This is a genomic window from Paraburkholderia sp. NMBU_R16 (assembly GCF_013282575.1).
GTDB lineage: Bacteria > Pseudomonadota > Gammaproteobacteria > Burkholderiales > Burkholderiaceae > Trinickia.
Genome location: NZ_JAAAYE010000464.1, coordinates 1 through 252 on the forward strand (window position 1 = coordinate 1; position 252 = coordinate 252).

Sequence of the window (252 nt, forward strand, 5' to 3'; positions counted from 1 at the left end):
TTTTGTACGATGGGGTTGCACACCGAACAGGGCGAAGTAGCGTGCAACGGAGCTCTTCGATATGCCCGTTTCCTCTGCCGCTGCACGCACGCTCCAATGCGTCGAACCCGAGGGCGCCTCACGCAGACCCTCGTGAGAAACAAAATTCGTGCGTGTTGTTTCAGGCCGGGGCGGTTTCGCGCTCAAGCCGGAAACCGAGTGACTTGGCGCGCCGTTTCAGGGCGGCAAGGCTGCGCTGCTGTTGCTGCTCCT

The 252-nt window shown here is 61.1% G+C and carries 1 pseudogene; it reads right to left on the reverse strand.

Annotated elements, in window-relative coordinates:
• A pseudogene (locus GWC77_RS30020) lies at positions 1-114 on the reverse strand (IS630 family transposase); the annotation flags it as partial.
• Positions 115-252 lie beyond the last annotated feature (138 nt).